This is a genomic window from Scytonema sp. NUACC21 (genome assembly GCF_054684315.1).
In genome coordinates this window covers 1-23,691 of the sequence record NZ_BAAFZH010000068.1, presented here as the reverse complement: position 1 = coordinate 23,691, position 23,691 = coordinate 1, and the positions used below count along the sequence as shown (strand labels likewise).

Below are 23,691 nucleotides of genomic sequence, written 5' to 3'. Positions count from 1 at the left end.
CTAATAGTGTCATATTTAATTATTTTAATATAGCTTAACACAAATATCATGATCGCTAATAAAATTGTTCAAGGCTTTCAACTGTCACCTCAACAAAAACATCTTTGGCTCTTGCAAGCAAACGAGTTGAGCCAACCTTACCGTTGCTTTTGTGCTATCCAAATTGAAGGAAATCTTAATATAGAAGCCTTAAAAAAAGCCTTATATAATATTATTAATAGACATGATATTCTTCGGACTAATTTTGATTGCTTACCAGGAATGGCTATTCCTCTTCAGGTAATTGCTGATACTAGCATACCGTTAATTCATGAGTACGATCTCAGAGATTTGGAACCTCAACTACAACAGAACAAAATTAATGACTTTTGTCAAGAGGCTAGGCACCTGTCCTTGGATTTTAACCAAGGTTCTTTATTACACATCTCTCTAGTCACGCTGTCGTTATCCAAGTATATATTGCTTGTTAGTTTACCTGCCCTTTGTGCAGATAAGACAGCACTCAAGAATTTCGTGCGTGAAATCAGCCAAGCCTACAAGGCATATTTATATAACCAAGAACTGTCTGACGAACCAATACAATATATTCTTGTTTCTACCTGGCAGAATGAATTGATTGCGTCAGAGGAAGCAGCAGTAGGAAGAGAGTATTGGCAAAAAAAGAATATCCCCCATTATCTCACGTTAAAGCTACCTTTTGAAAAACAACCTTCTGCCAAATCTAAATTTAACCCCCAAATTGTTACGCAGAAAATTTCTTCTGAATTAACTTTAAAGCTAGAAACTTTGGTTGAGGAATATAATACTTCAACCTCCTCATTATTATTGGCATGCTGGCAAATCCTACTATGGCATCTTACCGGACAATCAGGTATTATGGTTGGCATTGCCTGCGATGGTAGGATAGATGAAGAACTCGCAGGGGTGCTGGGGCTTTTGACAAAATATATACCCATTCATTGTGAACTAGAAGAGAATTTGGAATTTCGTGAAGTTCTGAAGAGGGTTGATGAGGCGAAACTGGCAGCGCAGGAGTGGCAAGAATGTTTTGTTTGGGAGCAAATTTTAGGAACAGAGGCACATCTGTCAAATTCGCCCTTTTTTCCCTTTTGTTTTGAATTTGAAGAACAATTTACCGAACTCTCAACAGCCGAACTATCTTTTTCAATATACAAACAATATGCCTGTTTTGACAAGTTTAAAATAAAAATTTCACTGATTCGTAATGATGATTCTCTGTTGGCAGAGTTTCATTATGATTCTGAATTCTTGTCAACAGAAGATATTCAACGTACAGCAGGACAATTTCATACTCTTTTAGAAAGTGTTATTCAACACCCGAAAGCTGTACTGAATGAATTAGAAATACTGAGCAATACCGAGCGGCAGCAATTATTAATTGAATTTAACAATACAAAAATAGATTATCCTAAAAACAAGTGTCTTCATCAACTGTTTGAGGAGCAGGTAGAACGCACAGCGAACAATATTGCTGTTGTTTTTGAAGAACAGCATTTGACCTACGCAGAACTCAATGCTCAAGCCAATCAACTCGCTCATTATTTACAGAGATTGGGAGTAGAACCTGATGTGCTGGTAGGTATTTGTATTGAGCGATCGCTGTTGATGGTGATTGCCCAGCTTGCCGTTCTCAAAGCTGGTGGAGCATACCTGCCACTAGACCCTGCATATCCTAAGGAACGTCTCTCTTGGATGTTGGAAGATTCCGAGACGCTACTAGTTTTGACGACTCAGCAGCTTGCAGAAAATCTTCCTTTAAGTCAAAAATACGTCATCTATTTAGACAGCACGTGGGAAGTTCTCAACCAAGAAAGTGAGGAAAACCCAGTTAGTGAAGTAGAAGCTGACAACTTAGCTTATGTCATTTATACATCGGGATCTACAGGCAAACCGAAGGGAGTCGCGATCGCCCATCAAGCGATTTGCAACCATATGTTCTGGATGCAGACATCCTTTCCCCTGAAGGAAGCAGATAAAGTTCTACAAAAAACGCCCTTTAGCTTTGATGCCTCAGTTTGGGAGTTTTATGCACCATTGTTAGCGGGAGCGCAGTTAGTGATGGCGCAACCGGGAGGTCATCAAGACAGTGTTTATCTCGTTCAGACCATTGCTGACAAAGGGATAACTGTCCTCCAATTGGTTCCAACATTACTGCAAATGCTTTTAAAGGAGAAAGAGATAGAAACTTGTCGCTCCTTAAAACGCATTTTTTGTGGAGGTGAAGCATTGAGTGTAGCTCTCCAAGAGGAAGTCTTTGCTCATCTAGATGTGGAATTGCACAACCTTTACGGCCCCACAGAAGCGTGCATTGATTCGACTTATTGGACTTGTAAGCGAGAAGCGTTTCCACAAATTATTCCTATTGGTCGCCCGATCGCTAACACCCAAATCTACATCCTGAATGCCCAACTTCAACCAGTTCCAATTGGAGTTAAGGGAGAAGCATATATCGGTGGTACGCCTTTGGCAAGAGGTTACCTCAATAGACCGGGCTTAACACGGGAAAAATTCCTTCCCAATCCTTTTATCCAGGAAGAGGGAGCACGCATTTATAAAACCGGAGACTTAGCCCGTTATTTACCGGACGGCAACATTGAGTTTCTGGGACGGATCGATCATCAAATAAAAATTCGTGGCTTCCGCATAGAATTGGGAGAAATTGAAGCAGTGTTAGCCGAGCATTTCCAAGTGCAGGAAGCAGTTGTTATCGCCCGTGAAGACCAACCGGGTAGCCAACGATTAGTAGGCTATGTCATTCCCAAGGAAGAACCGCCAACCACCACCGACTTGCGTCGTTTCCTCATGCAGAAACTACCTGAGTACATGGTGCCATCGGTTTTTGTGATGTTACAAGCTTTTCCCTTGACTCAAAATGGGAAAGTAGATCGCCGCGCCCTGCCTGCACCCCCAGATTCATCTCAAATAACCCGAGGCAACAGCTTTGTTCCACCCCGTACCCCTACAGAAAAGATTCTCGCCGATATCTGGGCTGGAATCTTGGGATTGGAAGCGGTGAGTATTCATGACAATTTCTTTGAACTTGGGGGAGATTCTATCGTAGGTATTCGGGTCATTGCCCAAGCCAACCAAGCTGGGCTGCAACTTGTTGTCAAACAGTTATTTCAGTACCAGACTATTGCCGAGTTAGCTACCGTAGTTACACCCATGACTGCTACTTTACCCCAAGCCGAACAGGGTGTTGTGACTGGGCAAGTACCGCTAACGCCCATCCAGCATTGGTTCTTTGCACAAAAACAAAGCGAACCTCACCACTACAACCAATCTCTCCTGCTGGAGGTGTCGCCAGACTCACAGCCGCAAACAGTAGAGGAAATCCTGCAGCATTTGCTAAGACAGCACGATGCTCTACGGCTGCGCTTTGAACTTTCAGACGTCGGCTGGCAGCAGGTGAATGTAGCTTTCGACGAGATATGTCCTTTTTCAGCGATCGATTTGTCCGAAGTCCCATCGGAGGAACAATTAACGGCTTTGGAGCTCGCTGCTGCCCGATTGCAGGCTAGTTTGAACTTGACAAAAGGGCCGCTATTGCGAGTCGTATTGTTTCGTCTGGGGAGCGATCGTCCCGCTCGATTGTTGCTGATTGTCCATCATCTCGCGATCGACGGTGTGTCTTGGCGAATTTTGCTAGAAGACTTAGTCACCGCCTACCAACAGATAAGCTGTGGCGAAGCAATTCAACTCCCATCCAAAACCACTTCATTTAAAGATTGGGCTCATCGGCTAACGACCTACGGACAATCAGAAGCCCTGACTACCGAATTGGACTATTGGGTAGCTCAATCGCGCTCTCAGATTGCACACCTGCCAATAGATTATCCCCAAGGCAAGGAGGTAAACACAGTTGCTTCATCTGCTTCGGTATCCGTGTCTTTGAATGAGGAACAAACCCAATCGCTTCTGGTAGAGGTGCCGTCAGCTTACAACACCCAAATTAATGACGTGTTGCTAACCGCCTTGGCGCAAAGTTTACAACAGTGGACTGGCAAAAGCACTTTTTTGGTTGACTTAGAGGGTCACGGGCGTGAAGAATTGTTTGAGGATGTAGACTTATCACGCACTGTGGGTTGGTTTACCACTGTCTTCCCCGTGCTTTTAGAGCTTGATACAGACCAGCCAGGGCAAGCCCTAAAGTCCATTAAAGAGGAATTGCGCCGCGTACCGAAACGGGGTATCGGCTATGGTTTGCTACGTTATATCAGCCAGGATACAGCAGTGCGCGGTCAACTTCAAGCGTTACATCAAGCCGAGATTGGTTTTAACTATCTGGGACAGTTCGATCGCGTCTTACCCAAATCCGACTTTGTGTTGGGGCTAGGCAACGAGTCCAGTGGATCGGTTTTTAGCCCGCAGGGAAAACGCAATTATCTGCTGGAGGTAAACGGAGTGGTTATCTCTGGCAGGTTACAGATGGAGTGGATTTACAGTGAAAATGTCCATAAGCGAGATACAGTAGAACGTCTAGCTTGGAGCTTTATAGAAAAATTGCAAGATCTGATTGCCCACTGTCAATCTACCGATGCAGGGGGCTATACCCTTTCAGACTTCCCACTAGCAAATTTAAATGAAGAAAAGTTGAAAAAAATAACCAATTTACTTAATCAAATTGAAGTTGATGAAAACTAAGGAGCAATAAAAACAAACAAGTGCCAAACAGTCATCCCAGAGGTACACGCCAGACATAGAGGGCAAATAAATTCCTGGAAATACTGATATGAAAAAAAACGTTGAGGATATATACACTCTATCGTCCATGCAGCAGGGTATGCTTTTTCATACCCTTTACGATCCACAGCAGGGAGTTTATTTCCAGCAGTTAAGCTGCAAACTGCACGGAAATTTAAATGTCTTGGCATTCAAGCAAGCTTGGCAGCAAGTCATAGCCCGCCATCCGGCTTTGCGTACCACCTTTCTTTGGGATGGTTTAGATGAACCACTACAAGTTGTGCATAAGCGTGTAAACTTGCCCTGGGTTGAAGACGACTGGCAGCATTTGAGTCCCAAAGAGCAGCAAGAACACTTAGAAGCTTTGTTGCAAACAGAACGCGAACGGGGCTTTGAACTAAACCGGGTGCCACTGATGCGCTGCACTCTGATTCAGATTCAAGAAGGAAGTTACTACTTTGTCTGGAGTCACCATCACCTATTACTTGATGGCTGGTGCTGTTCTATCATCTTCAAAGAGGTATTTGCTTTCTATGAGTCCTTCAAACAAGGCGAGTATTTATACTTAGAGACACCGCGTCCCTATCGAGATTACATTGCTTGGTTGCAGCAGCAAGACCTTACCAAAGCACGGGCATACTGGCAGCAGGCACTTCAAGGCTTTACCGCTCCTACTCCTTTGATTGTAAACAAAGATGGGGTCAAGGGAATTCACCAGCAGCAAGCCTACGACGAGGAATCTCTTCACTTTTCAACAGCAGCTACTGCAACCCTACAGTCCTTTGTGAAGGAGCACCATATCACTCTTAACACCCTAGTACAGGGGGCTTGGGCACTTCTGTTGAGCCGCTATAGTGGCGAATCAGACGTGGTTTTTGGGTTCACTGTCTCCGGTCGCCCTCCTGAGTTAATGGGGATGGAATCAATGGTAGGACTGTTTATCAACACCCTGCCCGTGCGGTGCCAGGTTCGAGCAGAAACTGAATTACTGCCTTGGTTGCATCAGCTGCAAGTACAGCAAGTAGAGCAGCAACAATATTCATATAGCCCATTAACTGAGATCCAAGGCTGGAGTGACGTTCCTCGGGAATTGCCATTGTTCGAGAGCATCATGGTATTTGAAAATTACCCAGTCGATGCTTCTTTGCAAGAGCGCAATAGTATAGAAATCAGTGATATTCGGACTTTTGAGCGCTCAAGTTACCCCCTAACAGTGATAGTGGGGTCTGATTTAGATCTGGTTGTACGGATTGGCTATGATAGCAGCCGCTTTGCTCAAACCGTGATTCGCCGGATGCTAGGGCATTTCCAAACAATGCTAATGGGAATTGTTGCCAATCCGGAACAACGGCTTTTAGAATTACCGAAGTAATCCAGCCCTGGTGGATAAAGTAATAAAGCTCTTTCCCCCGTCAAACCCCGTGCTTGTAATTGAACTGCTATCCTACGGGAAAGTCGATCCAATTGTTGATAAGTTAAAGCTTCTTGTTGTGTTTCACCATCAAGCAAAAAGGTAAAGGCATCTCGATCGGGCTGTATAAAGCTTCTCAAGCGCAAGAGTTCAACAACTGTAGAACACTCACAACAAGCCTCAAGGGATTGATTGGAAAATTGATTCATTTTTACCTTGATTAGACGCAACCGTGGTACACCTACCGTCCCTCTAGTTTTAAATATGGCGGTAGAAAAATAGACAGAAAAATTTAGGCATTAGAGCAAAATCTTTATTCCAGTGCTAGCGTATTAACCTTTGCTCTGAGATTCCTCACTTTCGGTAAACACAAAATCTTGCACTTTCTACCTCCTATGCCTACTACTACATTCTTACTGAAGATATTTTGTATCAATCTAGTAGTTAACCAAACCAAAGTTTATGAGTTGAGTCTAGGGAGTGTAGGAGTTTGTTTAACTTTGGTCTCAACCTTCGAGAGTCAGTTTAGCCAACCACTGCTAGTGCTAGAGTCCTACAGATGAGCGATACATCTAGCGCAACTCTTTCGCAAAATTATTGAAACTTATTTTCGATTACTCTTCAGTACTTTATCGAGAATAGTAGCTTTAGACAAGAGGAAAAGCAATTAATAAAGCCTATTGAATTTATTTTATTTATAAATAAAAATTATATATTTAAGATCTGTGCTTAAATTAGATAAGAAATGTTGATCATTTATACAAGGATAGGAGCGTTGCACCAAGTCAAATTGCTTCCGTTATACATGGGGGAATCACAGTTAGCTATATTAATTTTGATGGATTGCAAGAGCCCGGACAACTTCTGCAAGTCGGGCATCCAATCCATTTAAGCCTCAAATATCAATGCAATAGACAACTAGATAAGTTTCGTCTCATCTAGCGTTGGTGTACTCAACCGATATCCGCTCTGGAAAGAATTGCTGCTTGTCACAAATTATTGAAAAAACTTCTTAACTATCTTGTGTCTTCTATTACTTCATAATACTATTTAAACTAATTTCCACTTAAATGAGAATGACTGCTATTAATTCTCCTGTGTCTTCGAGAGTGTCTCGATTATGACTAAGTGGTGCGATCGGTTGTGGGGAAAATCATGAAACTGGATACAATGTTCCAAAATTTGTTAGTGACAAGCGTAGCTATTGTTTTTATCATCACTCCTGCTAAGGGGAAGGAAAAACCAGAGGATGTACAAGGCAAATCTTCTGCTATAACCCCAAGTCAACCCACATCCAATGACACAGGTAAAGTTACGAATAAAGCATTGGCAGTCACGGGCTCTTCAAGATTTGCCACTAAATCCAAGAAAATTCAAATTCCAAGTTCTCCGATTTCAGTTAACTCAGCCCAACCAACTAAAAAAATTCCTCAGCTAAGTGAGATTGAGCATTTTTTTAAGAGTGCGTCCGTCCTTGTACAAACGCCAACACCAAGCCCTCCCCCTGTAAATGAAGTTGTACCCATTACAGGAGTCAAAGCCAACCCCACTGATAAAGGTGTAGAGGTGGTTTTACAAACACCTTTAGCTCAACAATTGCAAGCCATAAATCGCAGTACAGGTAATAACTTTATTGTTGATATCCCTAACGCACAACTGCGGCTACCATCGGGTGATGCTTTTGTATTCCGTTCCGAAAAGCCCATAGAGGGAGTTAGGGAAATAACGGTAACAAACTTTGATGCGAAGACTGTGCGGATAACGGTGACGGGTGAAGCAGCATTACCAAAGGTAGAGTTCTTTGACAGTAATGAAGGTTTGATTTTTGGATTAACACCAGCTGGAACTGCGGCGCAATCACCGCAACCGACGGAAACACCGCAAGCTCAAGAGAAGCCAACAAGTGAAACCCCGCAAGTGAAACCCTCGGCGCAGCAGGATGAGCCGATTGAGTTGGTAGTAACGGGACAACAGGATGGATATCGCGTGCCAAATGCTACGACTGGGACTAGAACAGATACACCCCTGCGCGATATTCCCCAGTCGATTCAAGTTGTACCCCAACAAGTACTTAAAGACCAGCAAGTAAATACGTTATATGAAGCCCTAAAAAACGTACCGGGATCAACACAGGGTGATGGTTCATCTCGTTCACCCTTTGTGTCACCTCTCATTCGAGGCTTTAATGCCAACAATAGTATTTTGAGAGATGGATTGCCGGAAGTAGCAGGTTTTGTAACTAATTACGATCCTGCTAGTATTGAGCGGGTTGAAGTTCTCAAAGGGCCTGCTTCTGTTTTGTACGGTCAAGGTTCCCTTGGAGGCACAATAAATTTAGTAACCAAGCAACCACTGAGTGAGCCTTATTACGGTCTAGAAGCCTCTGCAGGAAGCTTCAATTTCTATTCAGGTGTGCTTGATTTCTCAGGTCCGCTCAATGATAACAGAACTCTGTTATATCGCCTGAACGCTGCTGCTCAAACGACTGAAAGCTTTATTGATTTCTTTGACAGACAACGTTACTTTATTAGACCTGCTCTAACTTGGCGAATTAGTGACAAGACAGATCTTACCCTAGATGCTGAATACTTCAATGTGCAGCAACCGCTTGAAACAGGTGTCCCAGCAGTAGGAACTGTATTAAGCAATCCCTTTGGCAAAATTCCTCGAGAACGCTACGTTGGTGAACCTTCAGATGAAGGTGATTATAATGTGTTTCGAGTCGGCTACAACCTGGAACATCGTTTCAGTGACAACTGGCGAATTAAAAGCATCTTTCGGAGTTCTCTATTTCATTACGAGCGAGAGTCTTTGATTGGCATAGGACTAGATGAAAATCGTTTTTTGAGGAGGTTGTATCAAAATAATGACTCAGAGGAAAACATTTACAATTTAGACACTTACACTGTTGGTAACTTCTCTACAGGCAGCATCCAACATCAATTGCTCACTGGTTTTAATTTATCTAGGCGAGATTCCAATCTCATAAATTTTAATCGTGCTGCTGCTCAACTCGATCTATTTAATCCTGTGTACGGTCAAGCTCTTGGTGACATTACCAGCAGACTTGAAACTTCCGACTCAACTGATATACTAGGCATTTATGTTCAAGATCAAGTTACGTTAGCAGAAAATTTAAAATTGTTGTTGGGATTGCGGTTTGACACTTTTAAACAAATCACAGAAGATCGGATTGCTAATACAGAGCAGGAACAATCTGATAGTGCCTTCAGTCCCCGTGTTGGAATTGTCTATCAGCCCATCCCAGCTATTTCGCTGTATGGCAGCTACAGCAGATCCTTCACTCCATCAATTGGAACTGCCTTTGATGGCAGCCAGTTTCAACCAGAAGAAGGTACTCAGTATGAAGTAGGTGCAAAGGTTGATTTAAGTAATAAACTTTCTGCAACGCTTGCCTTCTACGACCTAACACGCTCTAATGTCTTAACTACAGATCCAGTGAACTCTGACTTTTTTATCCAGACAGGTAAGCAGCAAAGCCAAGGTATTGAACTCGATATATCTGGTGAAATCTTACCTGGATGGAACATCATTGCTGGCTATGCTTACACAGATGCTCGTATTGAAGAAGATCTTGATTTTCCGGTCGGCAATTTTTTGAATAATGTTCCTAAACACAGCTTTAACTTATGGACAACATACGAAATTCAATCAGGCAATTTGAGAGGATTAGGCTTTGGCGCTGGATTCTTTTATGTAGGAGACCGAGAAGGAGATTTAGCAAATACCTTTGAATTGCCCAGTTATTTCCGTACCGATGCTGCTATTTTTTATAGGCGAGACACGTTCCGCATTGCGCTCAATTTTAAAAACCTATTTGATATTGAATATTTTGAGTCGGCCCAGAACAGGAACCGTGTTTTTTATGGCGATCCTTTCATAGTACAGGGAACCATTTCCTGGCAGTTTTGATCCCACCGGCACTCAAAGATACTAGCTGTTCAACACGTTAAAGCCAAGTTAACCCCTTCTCTCATACATTGAGAAGGGAACTAAATACAAATTTCACCCCAATGATGAAGAGAGTTAATATTGCAATTATACTGTTCTTAATTGTTAGTCTAACTATTTTTTGGCTTCAAAGCCACCATAGCAAATTTGCTTACACTGCAACCAATACAGACAGATCATTTCCCACTGTTAGCTGTCGGAAACTTCAACATACAATCGGGGAAATTTGTGTTCCTATAAACTCCCAATATCTTGTTACCTTAGATATATTCACTTTGAGCAATACACTTGCTCTTGGCGTTAAACCTATTGGAAGTGTTACTTCTTACGAGAAAGATAAGTTTCCTACATATTTAAAAGCTAAAACGAGGGGGATAAAGCTATTAGGCATTCACTATCAACCAAATCTAGAGCGGATATTGTTACTTAAACCTGATTTAATTGTAGGTTGGGATCGCGAGCGAGCAATTTATCCTCTACTTTCTACAATTGCCCCTACTATCCTGGGTAAGTGGCAAGGTTTTCCGTCTTGGCGAGAGTATTTTAATTTTATAGCTAAGGCATTAGGAAAAAAAGAAGCTGCACAACAAGCGTGGAATCACTATTACCAAAGAATTAAAGAACTTCAGATATCTTTGGGTGAAGGCTATCAGAATAAAAAAATTTCTTTTATCTATTTTTGCTGTCATGGGATAGGAAGTGATGTGAAAAACTCATTCATCGGTTCTATTCTAAATGATGCAGGATTGCAACGACCAGAAGCACAAGATGTTATTACTTTCCCCTATGGAACTATGAATGTTTCTGAAGAAGAATTGGATAAGGCAGATGGTGATATTTTGTTTGTAGCAGCTTTTACTGAAGATGACAAATCTTATTTAAAGAAACTCGAACAGAAACCACTCTGGAAAAAACTTAAAGCTGTTCAACAAAATCATGTATATTTTGTAAATGGAGATGCTTGGAGGGGGGGAAATTTGATTGCTGCAAATTTTGTAATCGATGATTTATTCAAATACCTCGTCAACACGCCCTAACTCTATCTATGAAAATAAGTTTTTTTATGTATTGCCCGGTTTGACTCCAACGATTCTTATAGGAATGGGGAGCGTAATGTGATGATATAGTAAAAAAGCAGGCTATTTGGTCAAAACTGAAAGCTGTGGAGAATAACCAAGTATACAAAGTAAATAAAGATGCTGAAGAAACTTTTGATGTTTATTGAGTCATTCATAACCTCTACAAATACCTCGTCAACACGCCCTAACTCCATACCCAAACCCACCGTCTTGGTCTGCAAATCCTGCCACCGCTCCTCTGAAGAAAGACCAAAAAATCAACTTGCCGACGGCTCAATCTTACTTGACAAAATAAATAGTTTATGCAGTGAAAAATCTCTATCTGACGAACTAAAAATTCAGCCTGTTGAATGCTTGTGGGCGTGCAATCACGGCTGTGTTGTTTCTGTCTCTAGCCCAGACAAGCTGACCTATCTATTCGTCAATCTTCCCCCTGAAGAAAGCCCAGCAGCTTTACTGAAATTTATGAAATTGTATATCAACAGTCGCAAAGGGGTAGTGCCTTGGAAACAGTTTCCTGAAGTTTTGCAATCTGCTATTTTTGCAAAAATCCCGTCTGTAGTAGTTGATGAAAATTGAAGGCAATATTCATAATTCAGTCAATATTATTAAGCTATTCCCAAACCGTTCTATAATTACGAATTCTTATTGATAGGGCTGTGCGGCACATTTGATGATGGTGGGCAATGCCCACCCTACGTCTTTAAGTAATTTTCTGGTGGAAAGGGAGATGTAAGGGCGAACGACCGAGAGCCCCTACCGATGTACTTCATCTACCTAAAAAATGCTCTAACTCCGCTCCGCCGCAACTTATAGTTTCGGGCTGTTCAATTTTACTGAATTTAATACACCTTCAATCCATACCCAACTGTACCCTATTTGTCTGCAAATCTTGCCAAGGGCTTTTTTATTTTACCCCCGACTGCACCCGCCACAAACTAGCATAAATTCCATTTTTTTCCAACAATTCTTCATGGGTTCCCGACTCCACTAATTCTCCATATTCTATCACATAAATGCAATCGGCATTGCGGATAGTGGAAAGACGGTGTGCGATCGCTATTGTAGTGCGATTAACAGTAATTCGTTCCAAAGAACGCTGAATCGCTGCTTCAGTTTCATTATCCACTGCTGATGTGGCTTCATCTAAAACTAAGATAGGTGGATTTTTCAAAACAGCCCTAGCTATGGCAATCCTTTGACGCTGTCCACCAGATAATTTTTGCCCTCGTTCCCCGACTATCGTCTCATAACCTTGGGGTAGCTGCATGACAAATTCATGAGCTTCAGCAATTTTAGCTGCTTTGATTATTTCTTCATTTGTAGCGTCAAATTTACCATAGGCAACATTCTCTGCAACAGTACCGTGAAACAAGAATACATCCTGACTTACCAAGCCAATGCTGCGACGCAAATCGTGTAAATTTAATTTTTGTACATCAATACCATCAATAGTAATCCTTCCAGAGGAAATATCATAAAATCGCAATAAGAGTTTTACTAGAGTGCTTTTCCCCGAACCTGTAGAACCAACAATAGCGATAGTTTTTCCTGCAGAAATATGTAACGATAAATTTTTAATAACTGGTTCTCTATCTTGATAAGAAAAAGTAACTTTTTGAAAGTCAATTTCACCACGGATTTTGTCAATTGGTAAAGATATATTTCCCGGAGTAATACTGATGGGAGTATCTAACAAATTCATAACACGATTAATGGAAGCCATTGACCTTTGATATTTATCAAATATTTCCCCTAATCTAACTAATGGCCATAACAACCACTGTATTAAACCGAGTAAAACACTGTAATTAGCAATAGATATCTTCCCTGTATATGCTGCCATTCCTCCCCAAAAGAGCAAGGCGATAAACCCTACTAAAACTATCATACGGATTAAAGGAATAAAGGCTGCAGATAGTTTAATTGCTTTGATGTTACTTTTTCTATAGGCTTCGCTTTCTTCTGCCAATCTAGCACTTTCATACTTTTCTGCAGTAAAACTTTTAATTGTGGAAATACCGCTGATATTATTTGCCAATCGTGAATTGATAAAACTGACCTTTTCTCGCACATCAGCATAACGACCTTCCAAACGCTTTTGATAAGTAAAAGATCCCAAAATAATAAAAGGCATTGGCAACATTGCTGCCAAGGTTACCGAAGGAGGTAAAATCAAGAAAGCAACACTCATCAAAATGATAATTGAGGTGGTAATTTGGATGATTTCATTAGCTCCAAAATTCAAAAAATCTTCTAGCTGGTTGATATCATCATTCAAAATTGACATCAAACCACCAGTACTGCTTTCTTCAAAGTAAACTGAATCTAATTCTTGTAGATGATTGTAGGCATCCAAGCGTAAATTATGCTGAATATTTTGTGCTAAATTACGCCAAAGTTTATCATAAGTATACTCAAATGTTGATTCTAACATCCAGACAATGATGGTAACTCCAGAAAGCAGAAAAAATTGCCAAAATATCTCTTTTACACCCAACTTTCCAATGACAGAATCTTGCTCCTTGACTAAAATATCTATTGCAATTCCAACTAACCAAGGTGGTGCCAAATCTAAAATCTTTTGAATGATAGAACATGATATTGCTAGCCAAATTTGCTGGCGCTGTTGGCGTCCGTAATTTAGCAAGCGGTGCAGAGGATGGGTTGAATGCCTACCCTTGTTTGATAATCGCCAAAATTTTGATGTTACTGTCATGGCTTGTTGTTCTTTTTAGCTATAGTTGAGATTTGCGTCCAATTGGTACACACATAGGCGTCCCCGCTACGGGGTCAGGAAAAATTTTACAGTCCAACCCAAAAACCTCCTGCACCATTGTTTCATTCATCACCTCTTCTGGCAAACCCTGAGCATATACACCACCTTTTTTGACCGCTACCAAATAATCTGCATAACGACAAGCTTGGTTCAAATCGTGCAACACCATCACCAAAGTTCTTTCCTGGCTTTGGTTCAACTCCCACAACAAATCTAAAACCTCAATTTGATGTGCCAAATCTAAAAAAGTAGTCGGTTCATCTAATAGTACAATATCAGTATCCTGAGCCAGTGCCATTGCAATCCAAGCCCGTTGTCGCTGTCCGCCAGAAAGGGTATCTAACTCCCGTTCGGCAAGTTCTTTCATTCCAGTGGTTTCTAATGCTATTTCTACTAAACGCTCATCTTCTTTTGTCCACTGCTGCAACCAATTTTGATAAGGATAGCGCCCACTAGCCACTAAGTCTCTCACCGTTAACCCCTCCGGTGCAACGGGTCCTTGTGTGAGAATTCCTAACTTTTTAGCAACATCTTTTGTCGATAAGTTAAACAAGTCTGCTGCATCCAGATAAACTTTGCCCTTTTGTGGTTTCAGTAATCTTGCCAAACCCCTCAATAATGTAGACTTACCACATCCATTTGCACCAACTAAAGCGGTAATTTTCCCTTTAGGTATCACCAAATCCAAACTTTTAATTATCGCAGCGCCATTATAAGCTAAAGTGAGGTTGCGAGCTGATAGTTGGTGGTGTGGTGTGTTTGACGTCATTTCGTGCGACTGTTTATTAATAAAAAGATAAAGTAGGGAGCACCAATTATAGCAGTAATAATTCCACAAGGAAGTTCCACTGGTGCAAACAGAGTCCTTCCCAAAACATCTGACAAAACCACTATCATTGCTCCTGTGATTCCTGCCACAGGAATTAATCCTTGATGATTTGCACCTCCAATTCTTCCGCTTTTTCCTAACGGTGCAAAATTTCTGCGTGGTAGATTTGTCAAACTTTTATCTGGATGTGGCAAAGGACAGGCTGTACATTAGTGCGCCCAATGCTTTCCGCCGCCGCAGCTGTCAAACAGTTCTGCGGATTGCTTTGGAAAATTTAGCACGTGCGATCGCTCCGGTGTTGTGTCATATGGCAGAGGATATCTGGCAATATCTTCCTTACAAAACTCCCTACAAGTCAGTGTTTGAAGCTGGCTGGGTACAGTTAGAGGAACGGTGGCAAAATTCAGAGTTAGCAGTAACCTGGCAACAATTGCGTCAACTTCGTACTGAGGTGAACAAGGTGCTAGAAGAAGCTAGGGTCGCCAAAATGATTGGTTCTTCCCTGGAAGCAAAGGTGTTGCTGTACGTAGTAGATGAGCAGTTGCGCTCTTGCGTGAAATCACTGAATGACAGCCAGAATGGAATAGATGAATTGCGTTATCTGTTCCTCACTTCTCAGGTGGACTTGTTGGATTCCCCAGAACCAGTGCAGGGACTGAAGTACAGTTTGCAGTCCGATACATGGGTTCTGGGTGTCGCTGAAGCAGAGGGTCACAAGTGCGATCGCTGTTGGAACTACTCTACTCGTGTAGGACAATTTTCCGAGCATCCTCTACTATGCGAGCGGTGTGTTCCAGCTTTAGCAGGGGAATTCTAGCTTAATCGCGTAAACGATACACATAAATTCTGTAGAGACGCTTCAAACAGCGCGTCTCTACATTATTGCGATGGCGCGTCTTTACATTAGCGATTTGTATCATCCATTTCGTAAAATAATATTACCCCATCCGTTGCAAATCTCATGTAGTAGCCAATTGCAAATTAGCTTGTTGCTGCTGCTTTTCAACCTCAACTTTCTCTAACTTTTGCAACAACTCTTGTGTCAGTTGAACAAATGCTTTAGAACCTGCTGATTGGGGAGTATGTAAAACAGCGGGCATAAAAGTATCAACTGCTTTAGCAACATTAACATCAGTTGGTATTTGAGTCTGACAGATTTTTGCATCACCAAAATCTTGATGAACGCGTTGCATCACCTGTTTGTAGTACCTCCCACTCAGAAAATTTGTGTTGGACATGGTAAAAACAATGCCCAGCATTTGTATACCTATATTTGCTTCTTGTTCGTGGCTGTCTTTTAACTGAGCAATACGTCGTTCCAGCAATTGAATGCCAACAATAGATAAAGGTTCTGGTTTAGCAGGAAGTATGTAGAAAGCACTGGTTGCTAAAGCACTACGAGTCAAAAGATTGTAACCGGGCGCACAATCCAAGAGAATAAAATCATATTCTTGAATAACAGGTTCTAAAACTTTCCCCAGTAGAACTCTTTCAAAACGATTCCAAATATTTTCAAACTCGTTTTCACCTAAGTTGACTGCTTGCTGATGTAGCATTTCTGAGACAGCATATTCATCATAAAGGTCAATATCTCCAGGCAATAAATCCAATCCTTGGAGATTGCAAACCTTAGTTTGAATGATATCGTGAATTGTCAATTTTGCTTTTGGTGACGGAGTGATAATTTGGTCGAGCAAATACCGCAGTGTTCGTTGTTGCTTGCGTAGCTTGGCAAAGTCCAGAGGCGACATCAGGCTGAGTGTGGCGCTGATTTGGCTATCCAAATCAAGAACAAGCACTCGCTTACCATAATTTTTAGTTAAACAAGTCGCTATGTTAACAGTGAGGGTGGTTTTGCCAACGCCGCCCTTCATGTTTGCAGTAGCAATGACATATCCCATCTGTTGTTTCCTCAATAACACATTAAGCCTATTTTTATCTGCATCATTACCTTCTTTTTCTATTAACAGGGTGTTCTTAGCGGTTTTGCTATAACGTTAACCTTTCACTGTTAATAGAAAAGTTTTGTTAAATTTAATCATTTTAATGGTAAAAAATGTTATCTCAGCAGTCCGTCCTCAAATAAAGTAGTCAGAATTATAGCAGTCTCAGGTATATTAGTGCGCGATCGCCCGACAAACTTTCTGTAAAGGATGAAGTTCCCAAGCATTGATTTGAGATGTGAGTAAATACTTACGATTCTACAGGATTATTTATTTCAATGCTTGATGCAAGCTAGGAGTTAGATGTAAATCCCGTATTCTACTCTTAGTCACATCATTTAAGATGCATCTAAGATAAGTAAGTTGGCAAAAATCAAAGCAGTTATGTTAAGGAATGTAAAAATATTTATAATCTTTGCAAATGACAAATGACTTTTGACAAAGGACAACTAAAACCCGTTAACTTTATTTGTACGAATCTACTTAGATGTAAACAATTCATTATTATACGCTAAATTAAATTAGAACAAATTTAGGATAAAGGTATAAGCAAACCATTTGGTTGCCTGTTAATAAAATTACATAATTAAATTAGAACAATGAATATCAGTATTGCAAATTATAAAATTACTGAAGTTATTTGTGATGGTGCTACAACTTGTGTGTATCGTGCTTTGAGGGAATCCGAACCGACCTCGGTGATTATAAAAACTCTTAAAGCTAAGTACCCGAATGTAGAACAACTTTCTCGATTAAGACATGAATATCAAATCCTCGGATGTTTAGACATAGAAGGAATTATTAAACCCATAGCTTTGGAAAGCTATCAAAATGGATTAATACTCATTTTAGAGGATTTTGGTGGGGAAAATCTAAAAACTTTAAGCGATACTCAAACTTTTGAATTAGATAAATTTTTGCCAATTGCTACTCAATTGTCTGCTATCCTGGCTCAGCTACATCAAAACAAGATTCTTCATAAAGATATTAAACCTCATAATATTCTGATCGATACAAAAACAAATCAAGTTAAACTTATAGACTTTAGCATTTCATCGCGCCTGTCGAGGGAAAATCAACCTGTTAGTCATCTGAATTTACTGGAAGGAACTCTTGCCTATATGTCACCGGAACAAACTGGCAGGATGAATCGCTCAATTGACTACCGAACAGATTTTTACTCATTAGGTATTACCTTCTATAAAATGTTAACGGGACAGTTGCCGTTTCAAGCTAGCGATCCATTGGAATTAGTCCACTATCATATTGCTAAAACACCAGTGTCACCAGAGGTGATTGCGGTAATTCCTAGGGCTGTGTCAGATATTGTCATGAAATTATTGGCAAAAACGGCAGAAGAAAGATATCAAAGTGCGTTGGGACTCAAAGCCGATTTGGAAGAATGTTTGAGAAGACTGGAAAGCACGGGAGGAATTGAAGATTTTACTGTTGGTCAGCTTGATTTATTCAGTCAATTTGCGATCCCCCAAAAACTTTATGGTCGCGAACAAGAAGTTGCGACTGTGATAGAAGCCTTTGAGCGAGTGAGCCTAGGAGCAACCGAAATGATGTTAGTCAGCGGTTATTCAGGTATTGGGAAAACTTCTTTAGTCAATGAAGTTCACAAGCCCATTGTGCAACGACGGGGTTATTTTATTTCCGGTAAATTCGACCAATTTAAGCGAAATCTTCCTTATACTTCCTTAATTCAAGCCTTTCAAGAATTGATGCGGCAAATTTTAATGGAAAGTGCCGACAAAATAGCAAATTGGAGAGCAAAACTTTTACAAGCTTTAGGTTCAAACAGTCAAGTCATTATTGATGTGATTCCAGAAGTTGAACGAATTGTGGGTTCCCAACCAGCTGTTCCTCAATTGGGCTCAACGGAATCTCAAAACCGATTTAATTGGGTGTTCCAGAAATTCCTTCACGTATTTTGCCAACCCGAACATCCGCTGGTGCTCTTCCTCGATGACTTACAATGGGCTGATTCTGCTTCTCTAAAGTTGATTCAGTTACTTTCTTGTAACCCAGACAGTCAATATTTATTGCTGATTGGAGCATATCGAGATAGCGAAGTGAGTGCGGCTCATCCGTTGGTGTTGGCTTTAGAGGACATTCAACACACGGGTGCTGTTATTAACAAAATTGTTCTCCAACCTTTGTGTGTTACTGATGTTACTCAATTAATAAGCGATACCCTCCATAGTAACACTTTAAAGACACAATCCCTAGCTGAGTTAGTCTTTCATAAGACCCTGGGTAATCCCTTCTTCTTAACTCAACTCCTTAAATCCCTGTACCAAGAGCATTTGTTAACCTTTAATTTTAGTGAAGGCTGCTGGCAGTGGGATATTGAAAGAATTGGCGGCATTGATATCACCGATAATGTTGTTGAGTTAACGATCGCTCAGATTCAGAAGCTCTCACCAACAACAATCGACATCTTAAAGTTTGCCGCCTGTATTGGGGACAAATTTACTTTAGACGTTTTAGCCATTGTCAATAAAAAATCTCAATCAGAAACGGCAAAGGATTTGTGGGAAGCCCTACAAGCAGGTCTAATTCTACCTCTCTCCGACGCTTATAAAATTCCGCTTGTATTTGAGGTATGTAGGTCAAAAACTTGCCAGGTTGAACAGCTAAAAATTGGCTATAAGTTTTTGCATGACCGGGTGCAGCAAGCATCTTATTCTCTCATTCCAGATTCGCAGAAAAAAGAAACTCATCTCAAAATTGGTAGATTACTACTGCAAAACACTACAATTGAAGAACGACAAGAAAATATCTTTGCTTTGGTCAATCAACTGAATTATGCCATTGATTTAATCACCCTAGAGTCGGAGAAATATGAGTTGGCTGAACTCAATCTTATAGCAAGTCAAAAAGCGAAAGCAGCGACGGCGTATGAGTTTGCTGACCGCTATCTCAGGGTGGGGTTGAGCCTGTTGACAGTTTCTAGCTGGCAAGAGCAATATGCACTGACGTTAACTCTATATCAGGAAGCAGCAGAAACGGCATTTCTGCTCGGTGATTTTGAACAAATGGAGCAGCTGACTGAGGTGGTGTTGCAACACGCCAAAACGCTGCTGGACAAAGTGAAAGCTTATGAAATCCGAATTAAAACTTTTGAAGTGCAAAGAAAACTACTCGAAGCCGTGAAGCTTGGTTTGCAAGTTCTGGAAATACTGGGAGTGAAAGTGACTGCATCACCAACGACCTTGGATATCCAGCAAGCTATTGAGGAGACAACGACAAGTTTAGCTCTGAAAGGAATAGATGATTTAATTAATCTGCCGCCAATGACAGATACAAGTAAACTTGCAGCTATGGGGCTCATAGCAAGTTTAGTTCCTGCTGCTTATCAGTCGGCACCTTCACTATTTATCCTTATGGCTTGCCAGCAAGTCAATTTATCCATTCAATATGGAAATACTCCTTTGTCAGCCTGCGGGTTTGCTGACTATGGAATAGTTTTCAGCGGATTATTTCAAAATATTGAAATTGGTTATAAATTCGGACAACTGGCTTTAGATCTAGTAGAACGGTTAAATGCTCGTGAGGTGAGAAGTCAGACTTTATTTAAAGTAGCAACGTTCATACTCCATTGGAAACATCATGTTAGGGAAACTTTACCACTTTTGGAAGATGCTTACAATAGCGGGCTAGAATATGGAGATTTAGTACATACTGGATATTCAGCAAGTAATAAGTGTCAATATTCATATTGGAGCGGTTTAGAGTTAAAAAGTTTAGAACAGGAAATGACTCGATATAGTCAAGCGATCGCTCAAATTAATCAAGAAGCCGCCTTGAAGTTACATCAAATATTTCATCAGCAAGTCTTGAATTTGATAGGGTTCTCGGAAAACCCTTGCCGTTTAGTTGGTGAAGCTTACAATGAAGAGCAATTTTTACCACTGCACATTCAATTTAATGAACGCACGGTAGTTCACTATATCTTTCTCAATAAATTAATTCTGTGTTATTTATTTGGAGAGTTTTCACAAGCTGCGGAAAACGCAACTCAAGCCGAACAGTATTTAGACGGAGTCATAGGATGGTTAACCGTGCCGTTGTTCCATTTCTACGATTCTTTAGCAAAACTAGCAATATATCCCTCAGCAACACTATTACAGCAAGAGGACATTTTGAGGAAAGTCGTCAAGAACCAAGAAAAAATGAAAAAATGGGCAGAGCATGCTCCAATGAATTTCCAACATAAGTACGAGCTTGTAGAGGCAGAAAAAGCGCGAGTCTTGGGTGAATCTTGGCAAGCAATGGGGTATTATGACCGAGCCATTCAAGGAGCTAAAGAGCAAGGATACATTCAAGAAGAAGCACTTTTCAATGAATTAGCAGCAAAGTTTTATTTTGAATGTGGCAGGGAAAAAGTAGCTCAGATCTATATAACTGATGCTTATTATGGATATATTCGCTGGGGAGCAATGGCAAAAGTTAGAGATTTAGAAGCTAGATATCCTCACATTTTTTCTCAAATAACAAATCCAAAAAACACAGTTATAGAGGTAAATAGAACTATTAATTCTACGACAACAGATAGTTCAGTAGCTTTAGATATCGCTGCAGTGATGAAGGCTTCACAAGCTATTTCTGGCGAAATGGTTCTGGAAAAAATTCTGGCAAAATTGATGCAAATTGTGATTGAAAATGCAGGAGCAGAAACTGGATTTTTAATCTTAGAAAAAGCAGGTGAGTTACTTATAGAAGCTTCAGGAAGTATTGCCAATGAGATAACCTTGCAGCAATCGATACCAGTAGAAACAAATCAGCAGCTACCAATATCTGTTATCAACTATGTACGCCAAACTCAGGAAACCGTCGTATTGAACGATGCTACCCGAGAGGGAGGCTTTACAAGCGATAACTATATTCTCAACCAAAAACCAAAATCAATATTATGTACACCGATTGTCAATCAAGGGAAACTTATTGGCATTCTCTACTTAGAAAATAACTTGATTGCCAGGGTATTTACGCCAGAAAGGTTAGAGGTTTTACAACTGTTGTCGTCACAAGCAGCAATCTCAATTGAAAATGCACGTCTTTATAATGATTTAGAAGAATACAATCGGACGCTAGAAACGAAAGTGGAAGAGCGAACGTTGGAGTTACAAGACAAAAATTTACAGTTGCAAAAGGAAATTGCTGAACGCAAGCGGGCAGAAGAAACAGCTGAAGCAGCCAACCGTGCCAAGAGCGAATTTTTAGCTAATATGAGTCATGAACTCCGTACCCCCCTCAATGGTATTTTAGGTTATACTCAGATATTAGGAAAAAATAAAAATCTCACTGCTCAGCAACAGAATGGCATAAACATTATTTATCAGTGTGGCGAACACCTACGGACACTAATAGACGATATTTTAGACCTTTCCAAAATCGAGGCTCGAAAAATGGAGCTTTGCCCAAAAGAGTTCCATTTTCCTGACTTTCTTGAGAATATTGCAGCAATATGCCGTATTCGTGCAGAAGAAAAGGGAATTCCCTTAATTTACAAGCCCCTTTCTCCACTGGCAAAAATAGTTCGCGCAGATGAAAAACGGTTGCGTCAAGTCTTGATTAACTTACTTAGTAATGCGGTCAAGTTTACAGAAACGGGAAGTATAACTTTTAAAGTGGGCTATCACGAAGAGAAAATTCGGTTTCAAGTGGAAGATACAGGTATTGGCATTGCACCAGAGCAATTAGAAGAAATATTTTTGCCATTCCAGCAGGTGGGTGAGGATAGCCGCAAAATAGAAGGAACAGGATTGGGATTGGCAATTAGCCGTCATCTAACTAGGATGATGGGCGGCGAACTTAAGGTAAGGAGTAATATAGGGGAAGGGAGTATTTTTTGGCTGGATTTAGATTTACTTGAAGTTTTCCAACAAACTGATGTCAAGAGCGTGAATGAACGTAATATTATTGGATTTATTGGACCCAAACGGAAAATTTTGATAGTAGATGACAAATGGGCAAATCGCTCTGTTTTAGTCAATATACTCACCCCTTTAGGGTTTGACGTTCTAGAAGCAACAGATGGTTTAGACGGGCTTAACAAAGCACGGGAATTTGAACCAGATGCCATTTTTATGGACCTAGTGATGACAGTGATGGATGGCTTTGAAGCCAGCCGTCGCATCAGAATGTTACCAGGCTTCAAGGAAGTGGCAATTATTGCTGTTTCTGCTAGTGTTTTTGAGTTCGATCGCAAGCAGAGTCAAGAAGTCGGTTGTAATGATTTTCTTCCCAAGCCAATTCGAGAAAGGGAGGTTTTAGAAAAATTAAGGCTTTACTTAGAGTTGGAATGGATTTATGAAAAGGATGAAGTAGCAAGGATGAAGGATGAAGCCAAAATGTCACTTCAAACTTCTGATTCCAAACTTCAGACTTCTATTATGCCTCCATCTAGGGAAGAACTTACAGTCTTGCTTGATTTAGCAATGAAGGGGGACTTAAAAGGCATTGCAGAACGAGCAACAAAACTAGAGGAGTTGAATAAAAAATGGATACCGTTTGCTACCCAACTACGACAATTAGCTAAAGGTTTTAAAGGGAAACAAATCCTGGAGTTTCTCAAGCAATATTAACAAATATTATGATTAATAATTCTACTGACAAGGGTGCAATTTTAATTGTCGATGATACACCCACTAATTTAGAAATACTGTTCGATTTGTTATCCAATTCTGGATTTACAGTTTTGATTGCCGAAGATGGTGAAAGTGCGATCGCAAGAGCGGAATATTCACCTCCCGATCTCATAGTGTTAGACGTACTGATGCCGGAAATGGATGGCTTTGAAACCTGTCAGCGTCTAAAAGCCAGTGAATTAACAAAAAACATTCCCATCATTTTCATGACCGCACTATCTGAAACAGTAGATAAGGTCAAAGGCTTGAGTCTTGGTGCTGTGGATTACATTACCAAACCTTTTCAGCACGAAGAAGTTTTAGCCCGTATTGAAC

At 40.7% G+C, this 23,691-nt stretch carries 10 protein-coding genes and 3 pseudogenes; 8 read left to right on the top strand and 5 right to left on the bottom strand.

What is annotated here, in order from left to right; translation table 11 throughout:
- Nucleotides 1–48: 48 nt before the first annotated feature.
- Together ACYRY3_RS12140 and ACYRY3_RS12135 are read left to right on the top strand one after the other, a co-directional pair.
- Nucleotides 49–4,665, top strand: a complete 4,617-nt coding sequence (locus tag ACYRY3_RS12140; RefSeq protein ID WP_460201926.1) for an amino acid adenylation domain-containing protein — start codon at nt 49–51, stop codon at nt 4,663–4,665.
- Between the two features lie 88 nt (nt 4,666–4,753).
- Nucleotides 4,754–6,076 carry a condensation domain-containing protein gene (locus ACYRY3_RS12135; protein ID WP_460201925.1) on the top strand — a complete coding sequence of 441 codons (1,323 nt, stop codon included), beginning with the start codon at nt 4,754–4,756 and terminating at the stop codon, nt 6,074–6,076.
- Here the strand turns inward: ACYRY3_RS12135 and ACYRY3_RS12130 are convergent.
- Nucleotides 6,073–6,324: pseudogene (locus ACYRY3_RS12130) on the bottom strand (hypothetical protein); the annotation flags it as partial. The gene ACYRY3_RS12135 and the pseudogene ACYRY3_RS12130 sit on opposite strands and share 4 nt — an antisense overlap.
- A 946-nt stretch (nt 6,325–7,270) precedes the next feature.
- On the opposite strand from ACYRY3_RS12130, the gene ACYRY3_RS12125 reads away from it, so the two are divergent.
- From ACYRY3_RS12125 to ACYRY3_RS12115, 3 genes are all read left to right on the top strand, one after another.
- Complete coding sequence (locus ACYRY3_RS12125) at nt 7,271–10,048, top strand: TonB-dependent siderophore receptor (protein ID WP_460201923.1); 2,778 nt, start codon at nt 7,271–7,273, stop codon at nt 10,046–10,048.
- Between the two features lie 314 nt (nt 10,049–10,362).
- The gene (locus ACYRY3_RS12120) at nt 10,363–11,124 is read left to right on the top strand and encodes an iron-siderophore ABC transporter substrate-binding protein (protein ID WP_460201922.1); all 762 of its coding nucleotides are present in this window, start codon (nt 10,363–10,365) and stop codon (nt 11,122–11,124) included.
- Nucleotides 11,125–11,283: 159 nt separating this feature from the next.
- Nucleotides 11,284–11,745: a DUF1636 family protein gene (locus tag ACYRY3_RS12115; protein WP_460201921.1), complete on the top strand. Its 462-nt coding sequence runs from the start codon at nt 11,284–11,286 to the stop codon at nt 11,743–11,745.
- 328 nt (nt 11,746–12,073) lie between these two features.
- Here ACYRY3_RS12115 and ACYRY3_RS12110 read toward each other — a convergent pair whose 3' ends face one another.
- From ACYRY3_RS12110 to ACYRY3_RS12100, 3 genes and pseudogenes are all read right to left on the bottom strand, one after another.
- On the bottom strand, nt 12,074–13,885 hold the full coding sequence (locus ACYRY3_RS12110) for an ABC transporter ATP-binding protein (protein ID WP_460201920.1): 1,812 nt from the start codon (nt 13,883–13,885) through the stop codon (nt 12,074–12,076).
- Nucleotides 13,886–13,904: 19 nt separating this feature from the next.
- Nucleotides 13,905–14,714, bottom strand: coding sequence for an ABC transporter ATP-binding protein (locus ACYRY3_RS12105; RefSeq protein ID WP_460201919.1), 810 nt, complete (start codon nt 14,712–14,714; stop codon nt 13,905–13,907).
- A pseudogene (locus tag ACYRY3_RS12100) lies at nt 14,711–14,890 on the bottom strand (iron chelate uptake ABC transporter family permease subunit); the annotation flags it as partial. The gene ACYRY3_RS12105 and the pseudogene ACYRY3_RS12100, both read right to left, overlap by 4 nt.
- Before the next feature lie 2 nt (nt 14,891–14,892).
- Here ACYRY3_RS12100 and ACYRY3_RS12095 point away from each other — a divergent pair.
- Nucleotides 14,893–15,591 (top strand): annotated as a pseudogene (locus tag ACYRY3_RS12095) (class I tRNA ligase family protein); the annotation flags it as partial.
- Nucleotides 15,592–15,733: 142 nt separating this feature from the next.
- On the opposite strand, the gene ACYRY3_RS12090 reads toward ACYRY3_RS12095, so the two are convergent.
- On the bottom strand, nt 15,734–16,675 hold the full coding sequence (locus tag ACYRY3_RS12090) for a ParA family protein (protein ID WP_460201918.1): 942 nt from the start codon (nt 16,673–16,675) through the stop codon (nt 15,734–15,736).
- Nucleotides 16,676–17,316: 641 nt separating this feature from the next.
- On the opposite strand from ACYRY3_RS12090, the gene ACYRY3_RS12085 reads away from it, so the two are divergent.
- Nucleotides 17,317–23,313 carry a hybrid sensor histidine kinase/response regulator gene (locus ACYRY3_RS12085; protein ID WP_460201917.1) on the top strand — a complete coding sequence of 1,999 codons (5,997 nt, stop codon included), beginning with the start codon at nt 17,317–17,319 and terminating at the stop codon, nt 23,311–23,313.
- A gap of 8 nt (nt 23,314–23,321) precedes the next feature.
- Nucleotides 23,322–23,691: response regulator (locus ACYRY3_RS12080; RefSeq protein ID WP_460201916.1), on the top strand; the 370-nt coding region annotated here is incomplete at its 3' end.